We start from the raw sequence: 6781 nt of genomic DNA on the forward strand, positions 1-6781 counted from the left end.
ATAACGAATAACGAATAACGAATAACGAATAACGAATAACGAATAACGAATAACGCCCAAAGGAGTCTCATGCAGATCAATTGCGAACGCCTCAAAGCAAACCTCATCGAACTTTCAAAAATCGGCTACAACGAACACGACCGCGGCATTTATCGCCCGGGCTTTAGCGATGCCGATATGCAGGCACGGCGTTGGTTGCAGAGACAAGCGCAAGCGGCTGGCTACGACACTTTTATGGATGGTGCCGGTAACGTGTTTTTTGGCCGTGGTGAACTGAATAAACCTGCCATTTTAATGGGCTCGCATATTGATTCAGTGCCTGCGGGCGGGATTTTTGATGGGTCGCTCGGTGTGATGGCGGCGCTAGAAGTGCTGCAGACCATGGATGACCATAATGTGAACACCGATACGCCTGTGTGGGGAGTCGCCACAGCCGAAGAAGAAGGCCGCTTTGGCGGTATGTTCGGCGCCCAAGCGATGGCCGGCAAACTTAACCCGGATTGGGTGCTGTCGGCACACGATGCCGACGGCGTGTATTTGAAAGATGCCATGGCAGCACAGGGCTTGAACGCCATGGATGCATTAGATGCGGCGTGGCGTCCGGAACAGTTAAAAGCTTATTTAGAACTGCATATTGAGCAGGGTCCTGTGCTGTTCCAAGAAAACCTGCAAATCGGCGTGGTCGATGGCATTTCTGGGGTATTCAAATGGATAGTGCATCTTAAAGGTAAAGCCGACCATGCGGGCACGGCGCCAATGGACATGCGCAGTGACGCATTTATGGGGCTCGCTGATTTTGCGCATGAAATTGAGCGGATTATTGCCGAGAACGGCACCGATAAGACTCGTATCACCGTGGGTAAAGTCGAGCTGAAGCCTGGATATCCGCATACGGTGCCCGGTGAAGCCATTTTCACCATTGTCGGTCGCGATATGGACGAAGCAGTGATGCAGGAAGTCGCAAACGCTTGTCGCAAAACCTTGTCGGCGATTGCCCGTAAGCATCGATTGATGTTCGAGTACGAGCAGTCGAGTTGGCTGCCGCCGAAGCCTTGCTCGAAAGCCTTAACCGATCAAATTGAGGCGCAAGTGAAGCAGATGGGTTATAGCTATTTGCGGATGCCGAGCGGTGCTGGTCATGATACCCAATTTTTGTCGGAAATTACCGAAGCTGGGCTGATTTTCATTCCTTCGGTTAATGGTGTTAGCCACGCGCCGGATGAGTGGTCGCACTGGCACGATGTGGAAAATGGTGCAAATGTACTGCTACATGCGGCAATGGCACTACTGCCCGAAAATGGCAAGTAGAATGCACAGTTTGATTGATCTAGCGCACTGATATTTGTCAAAAAAGAAGCGTATAATCCCTTTAGAAATTGTGGAAATAGCTGAGGGCGACGTACGGTTATGGAACAGAAGGTTAAAGTCTTGGCGGCGGATCAGGTTAAGATCCAGCGGCCGAACCCCGATAAAGGCAGCAACGATTACTCACCACGTAACCGTATTTATGTGCGCGATGTGAAAGGTACTTTAGAGTACTTTCGCCGCTCGTTCGGCTTTCTCCTACTCTTCGTATTTGCGGCAATTCCGTGGTTGACGTGGAATGGTGACCAAGCGGTACTGCTCGACATTGGCAATCAACGCTTTCGTATTTTCGGCATGACGTTGTGGCCGCAAGATTTGACTATTCTCGCATGGATTTCGATTGTCGCCGCCTTTGCTCTGTTCTTTGTCACCACATTGTACGGTCGCGTCTGGTGCGGCTTTATGTGTCCGCAAACCACGTGGACGTTTATTTTTATGTGGTTCGAGAAGAAGTTCGAAGGTCCGCGTAACAAGCGCATAGCGTTAGATAAGCGCCCTTGGGATTTCGACAAATTCTGGCGCAAAGCGGCCAAGCATACTTCATGGATCATTGTCGCGTTGCTTACGGCAATGACATTTGTCGGCTATTTCACCGACATTCGCGATCTTTTCACTGAATTTTGGACTTTTAACGCTGGCTTTTGGGCCATGTTCTCGGTCTTCTTCTTTACTTTCTGTACCTATGGCAACGCCGGTTGGATGCGCGAAATCATGTGTACCCACATGTGTCCGTATGCGCGTTTCCAATCTGCCATGTTCGACAAAGATACGGTCACTGTATCCTACGATCCAGGTCGTGGAGAACCACGTGGACCGCGCTCGAAAAAGACCGACCACAAAGAGAAAGGTCTTGGCGACTGTATCGACTGCAATATGTGCGTGCAGGTCTGCCCGACTGGTATCGATATTCGCAACGGTCTGCAGTACGAGTGTATTAACTGTGGCGCTTGCGTCGATGCCTGTAACGACGTGATGGATAAAATGAATTATCCGCGCGGGCTGATTCGCTTTACCACCGAGCGCAACCTTGAGGGCGGCAAAACCCACAAACTCCGGTTTAAAGCGGTTGGCTATTTTGTCGTCATGATCGCCATGACTGCATTGTTGATTTGGGACATCTCGACGCGCAAACCATTAGAAGTAGACGTCTTACGCGACCGTAATCAGCTCTACAGCATTAGCATGGAAGGCTGGGTGCAGAACGTTTATACGCTGAAGATTTTGAACAAATCGCAACTACCGCAAACCTTTACCATTCGCGCCGAAGGGTTCGGGCAAACCGAGCTTATGGGCACCACCGAGCTGACTATTGATGGTGGTGCAGTGGCCACGGTGCCGGTGACTTTGGCAGTGTATCCTGACGAAGTAACCGAGCGTGTACACGATATTCGCTTTGTGGTGAGTAGTACTGATGGTAGCGTGACTGAACAACACGAAACCAGTTTCCTTTATGAATAACTCGACGACAGCGGCCAGTGACTTTAGCTTCACTGGCCTCACTCCTGACCTTATCGCCAACGCGCTTGCGAGTGTTGGCGTTGATCCAAGCTCTGGCTTACTAGCGTTAAATAGTTACGAAAACCGCGTGTACCAGTTTATGACCGACGATCGGCAGCGCTATGTGGCGAAGTTTTACCGCCCTGCGCGCTGGTCTGACGCGCAGATCCATGAAGAACATAGCTTTACTGCCGAACTGCAGGCTGAGGAAGTTCCTGCCGTTGCACCGTTAGCGCTTGCGGGTGAAACCCTGCATCACTATGACTGGTATCGCTTCAGCGTGTTTCCGAGTGTCGGCGGACGCGCGGTAGAACCTGGCGATCTTGACCAGTTAGAGCGTATCGGACGACAAATTGGCCGATTGCATGCGGTGGCACAACAAGGTGAGTTCAAACATCGACAGCAATTACGTGCCGACTGGCTGGTTAATGAGTCGTTGGCGACGCTCAAGCAAACGCCGCTGTTGCCAGACAACCTGCAACAGGCTTTCTGGGCCATAGCGGAGCCTCTGAGTGAACAACTATTGGCTGTTGATTTAAGTCGCTTTGCGCAGCAGCGTTTGCACGGCGACTGTCATTTGGGCAATCTGCTGTTACGTGACGATGAGCTGACCTTTGTCGACTTCGACGACGCCATGACTGGACCGGCGATTCAAGACTTGTGGATGCTGTTGGCTGGCGATGATCGCCAGCAACGCTTGTTGCAGCTCGATGCGTTGGTTAGCGGCTACGAGGAATTTTGTGAATTCGATGCCAATGAGACGGTTTTGATTGAACCCTTGCGCGGATTTCGTATCCTACACTACATGGCATGGTTAGCGCGGCGCTGGCAAGACAGCGCATTTCAGCGCGCGTTTCCGTGGTTCGCGGAGCAGCGCTATTGGGAGCAACAAGTGTTGACCTTGAAAGAACAACTTGCAGCCATGCAAGAAGCTCCGTTAGAGTTACGTCCGAATTTTAATTACTGATTTGAAAACAGGAAGCAGAACATGAAAAAGTGGTTGTTTGCCCTCGCGGCGTTAATGATGTTCCCAGTGGCTGCCCAGCAGTTCGAAGAAGGCGTGCACTACGAAGTGATCGCTGAAGAAGGCACCGACAAGCCACAAATCACTGAGTTTTTCTCATTTTATTGTGGTGCGTGTTACCGCTTCGAGCCAATTGCCCAAGCGATGGCTGAGCAATACCCAGAAGCTTTTGAGAAACAACATGTGTCGTTTATCAATTACAAAGGCCAAGGGCCAATGATGAACCAAGCCTGGGCATTGGCGCAGCAGCTTGATAAAGAAAAAGAGATCTCGGCGGCCATTTTTCAGCGCAACTTTGCGCAAGGCAACATGATTGGCAGCATGGAAGATTTCGCTGCAATTTTCGCAACCAATGGCGTTGCGGAAGAAGACTTTAAAAAGATGATCAACAGCTTTGCGGTGCGCGGCATGGCCAACAAAATGGACCGCGAGGCCTCTAACTACGGCGTCAACTCAACACCAACGTTCATTATCAATGGCAAGTACCGGTTGTTGACCCAAGGCTTTGCCGACAGCAGTAACTTCGCCGACGACTTTATTGCCGCGGCTGGCTATTTGCTCGAGAAGTAAGCTCGCCAATCACCTTATCTTTGTGCTCCCAGCGCTGGTTCAGCCAGTGCTGGAAGTGCGCTTTGAAACGCTCATCGTTAAAGTAATCGCCAATCAGTTCCGGCTGCATCGGAATCGTTTCAACGTTTACGTAGATATCGCGCAACTGACCACTTAACAACAACCACACCGCTGGGCGTTTATCGCTTGGGTAGACAATAGTGATGTCCAAAATAGCGTCAAACTGATTGCCCATGGTTTGTAGCGTAAATGCCGTACCCCCGGCCTTGGGCGGTAACAGATGCGTAAATGAACTCTGTTTGCGGCGGTGTTTTTCAGGCGTGAATCGCGTACCCTCACAGAAATTAATCACGGTCGTTGGAATATGCCGAAACTTCGCACATTTTTTCTGCGTGGTGGCAATGTCACGTCCCTGCAAATGAGGTTTGCGTGCAATTTGCTCGCGACTGTAGCGCTTCATAAACGGCATATCGAGCGTCCAGCATCCGAGCCCAATAATCGGCACCCAAAACAGTTGCTGCTTGAGGAAGAATCGTGGCATCGGCATGTTGCGCGACGCTAAGTGCATCAACACCAAAATATCCACCCAACTACGGTGGTTACATAAAATCATGTACCACCGATCGCGATGCAATTGTGCGTCCCCCTGAATATGCCAGTGCATCGGTTGCGTCAACCGAAACATCATCGACATCGCGTATCCCCAAACCCGAAACAACGCGTTCGCCACCGTCGATAAGCCCCGCTGCACCACCGGTATCGGTAAAATCAACTTGGGCAACCCCACCACAATCACCAGTAAGCCAATGATAGCCGTAGCAAGCGCACCAAAAGTAAAATTAATCAGAACCCGAAAAGGTGCCAAAAGCAGCGTCAGCATGTACTTGTCCATTCTTATTATTGATAACGCCATCATACGTAAATTGCTGGTGCATGCTCAAGCTGCTTATTAAGTGTTGCGCACGCCGTTACCTGCTGGCCGATGAGCGCGGTAGCTTCATCGCTGAGATGACCCGCACCGGCAGCTTGTTGCAGGCGCATCAGTACGACGCTTACGGCAATCCAAAGCACAGTAGCAGCGCACGGTTTCGTTACACCGGACAAATCCTTATTCCGGGCACCGAGCTTTATTATTACAAAGCACGGGTTTACCATCCAAAGCTAGGCCGGTTTATGCAAACCGACCCCATCGGCTACCAAGACGGCATGAACTGGTATGCTTATGTGGGGAATGATCCAGTTAATGGGACAGATCCGACAGGTACATCAGTAGTATTCGCTGATAAAGAAGCTGAACAACAATACAAAGTTGCAAGGGATTATTTGACAAAAAAGTCCTCTGTTGCAGCAAAATTGTTTACAAATGCTGAAAGTTCAAAAACACCCGTAATCGAAATTTCTTTGGGCAATGAGACAATTATGACACCAGCTTCGAGAGAACATAATGCTAAAATTCAGTTTGATCCAAATACAGGTTTTATTTTCGATGGAGGGACGCAAAGTCCTGCAACTGGCTTCGCTCATGAATTAATCCATGTTGAAAACCAGCGCAAGGGAATAGATATGTCTTCGTGAGCAGAGGGTGCGGAGACAATTCGTAGAGAGAACGAGATAAATGTGCAAACAGGTGAAGGGCGCCGGTCGATTCACCGGGAAATAAAGTTTAAGACTCAGCGAGTAACTGGACCATCATGCAGGCCGAGTCACTCAGAAGGAGAGGTTTGTGATTAACTTATTAGCAGTGATTGTGCTGAGCTTAGCTATTACATCAAGCTCTGAGCTGGAAACCGTTGAAATCTATTACAAAGGCTTCTGGTCACATAGTCCTTTTCCTGCGCCCTTAGAAGAGTTAAAGCATGACTATATTCTGTCTGTTCACTCAACGAAAACTTCTGTACCAACTAAATATTTAAGTATATTGACCGACGACTTTCAGCCCATCAAACGAAGAGCGACGAGTGTCGAGTATGTGTTTTACTTTGTCGAAAGAAATCAAGCTGGAGTTGTTGTTAGAGAGGTTGCAGGTACTCATGAGAGCCTCTTCGATTTAACGCATGGAACTTATAAAGAGATTTCTGAAAGCGAAAGAATATTACTCAATAATTACATCAAAGCTGTTAGCAAAGATTCGTCAGACTTTTTACCGTACAAAAATCATGGCTCCTAGTTTTTCCATATTCGGCGAAGAGCAGCTTTGTTGTAGACTCGAACTTACAACGATTAAGACAATCTCAATTTTCGGCGCTTCAAACAAACCGATCCCATCGGCGGCTACTGAGCACTATAGATTTGGGAGTTTTGGTCAAATAAAATCTTTTGAAGGTT

Annotated in this window: 7 protein-coding genes; 6 read left to right on the plus strand and 1 reads right to left on the minus strand. The window is 49.2% G+C overall.

From position 1 onward, the window contains the following. Positions 1 to 69: 69 nt before the first annotated feature. The 4 genes from IDAT_RS11280 (at position 70) to IDAT_RS11295 (ending at position 4456) form a co-directional block, all read left to right on the plus strand. Positions 70 to 1308 (plus strand): Zn-dependent hydrolase, encoded by a 1239-nt coding sequence (locus tag IDAT_RS11280; RefSeq protein WP_034733679.1) that lies wholly within the window; start codon positions 70 to 72, stop codon positions 1306 to 1308. 99 nt (positions 1309 to 1407) lie between these two features. Further along, entirely contained in the window at positions 1408 to 2823 is a 1416-nt protein-coding gene (gene ccoG / locus IDAT_RS11285; RefSeq protein WP_034733680.1) for a cytochrome c oxidase accessory protein CcoG, read from the plus strand. Continuing rightward, positions 2816 to 3829, plus strand: a complete 1014-nt coding sequence (locus tag IDAT_RS11290; protein WP_034733681.1) for a serine/threonine protein kinase — start codon at positions 2816 to 2818, stop codon at positions 3827 to 3829. Before ccoG ends, IDAT_RS11290 begins: the two co-directional genes overlap by 8 nt. Positions 3830 to 3850: 21 nt before the next feature. Then, the gene (locus IDAT_RS11295; RefSeq protein WP_034733682.1) at positions 3851 to 4456 is read left to right on the plus strand and encodes a thiol:disulfide interchange protein DsbA/DsbL; all 606 of its coding nucleotides are present in this window, start codon (positions 3851 to 3853) and stop codon (positions 4454 to 4456) included. Here IDAT_RS11295 and IDAT_RS11300 read toward each other — a convergent pair. Beyond that, entirely contained in the window at positions 4422 to 5336 is a 915-nt protein-coding gene (locus tag IDAT_RS11300) for an acyltransferase (RefSeq protein ID WP_034733683.1), read from the minus strand. The genes IDAT_RS11295 and IDAT_RS11300 overlap by 35 nt on opposite strands. A gap of 53 nt (positions 5337 to 5389) precedes the next feature. Between IDAT_RS11300 and IDAT_RS13210 the strand changes: the two genes are divergently transcribed. Next, positions 5390 to 6031, plus strand: a complete 642-nt coding sequence (locus tag IDAT_RS13210) for an RHS repeat-associated core domain-containing protein (protein ID WP_081909832.1) — start codon at positions 5390 to 5392, stop codon at positions 6029 to 6031. 148 nt (positions 6032 to 6179) lie between these two features. After that, entirely contained in the window at positions 6180 to 6623 is a 444-nt protein-coding gene (locus IDAT_RS11310; RefSeq protein ID WP_034733686.1) for a hypothetical protein, read from the plus strand. Positions 6624 to 6781 lie beyond the last annotated feature (158 nt).

Source organism: Pseudidiomarina atlantica, assembly GCF_000753735.1.
Lineage (GTDB): Bacteria > Pseudomonadota > Gammaproteobacteria > Enterobacterales > Alteromonadaceae > Pseudidiomarina > Pseudidiomarina atlantica.

What these genes read in the sequence shown, in the direction of transcription:
- IDAT_RS11290 (WP_034733681.1), top strand. Translation starts at nt 2,816, where the DNA reads ATGAATAACTCGACGACAGCGGCCAGTGACTTTAGCTTCACTGGCCTC.
- IDAT_RS11295 (WP_034733682.1), top strand. Translation starts at nt 3,851, where the DNA reads ATGAAAAAGTGGTTGTTTGCCCTCGCGGCGTTAATGATGTTCCCAGTG.
- IDAT_RS11300 (WP_034733683.1), bottom strand. Translation starts at nt 5,336, where the DNA reads ATGCTGACGCTGCTTTTGGCACCTTTTCGGGTTCTGATTAATTTTACT.
- ccoG (WP_034733680.1), top strand. Translation starts at nt 1,408, where the DNA reads ATGGAACAGAAGGTTAAAGTCTTGGCGGCGGATCAGGTTAAGATCCAG.
- IDAT_RS11280 (WP_034733679.1), top strand. Translation starts at nt 70, where the DNA reads ATGCAGATCAATTGCGAACGCCTCAAAGCAAACCTCATCGAACTTTCA.
- IDAT_RS13210 (WP_081909832.1), top strand. Translation starts at nt 5,390, where the DNA reads ATGCTCAAGCTGCTTATTAAGTGTTGCGCACGCCGTTACCTGCTGGCC.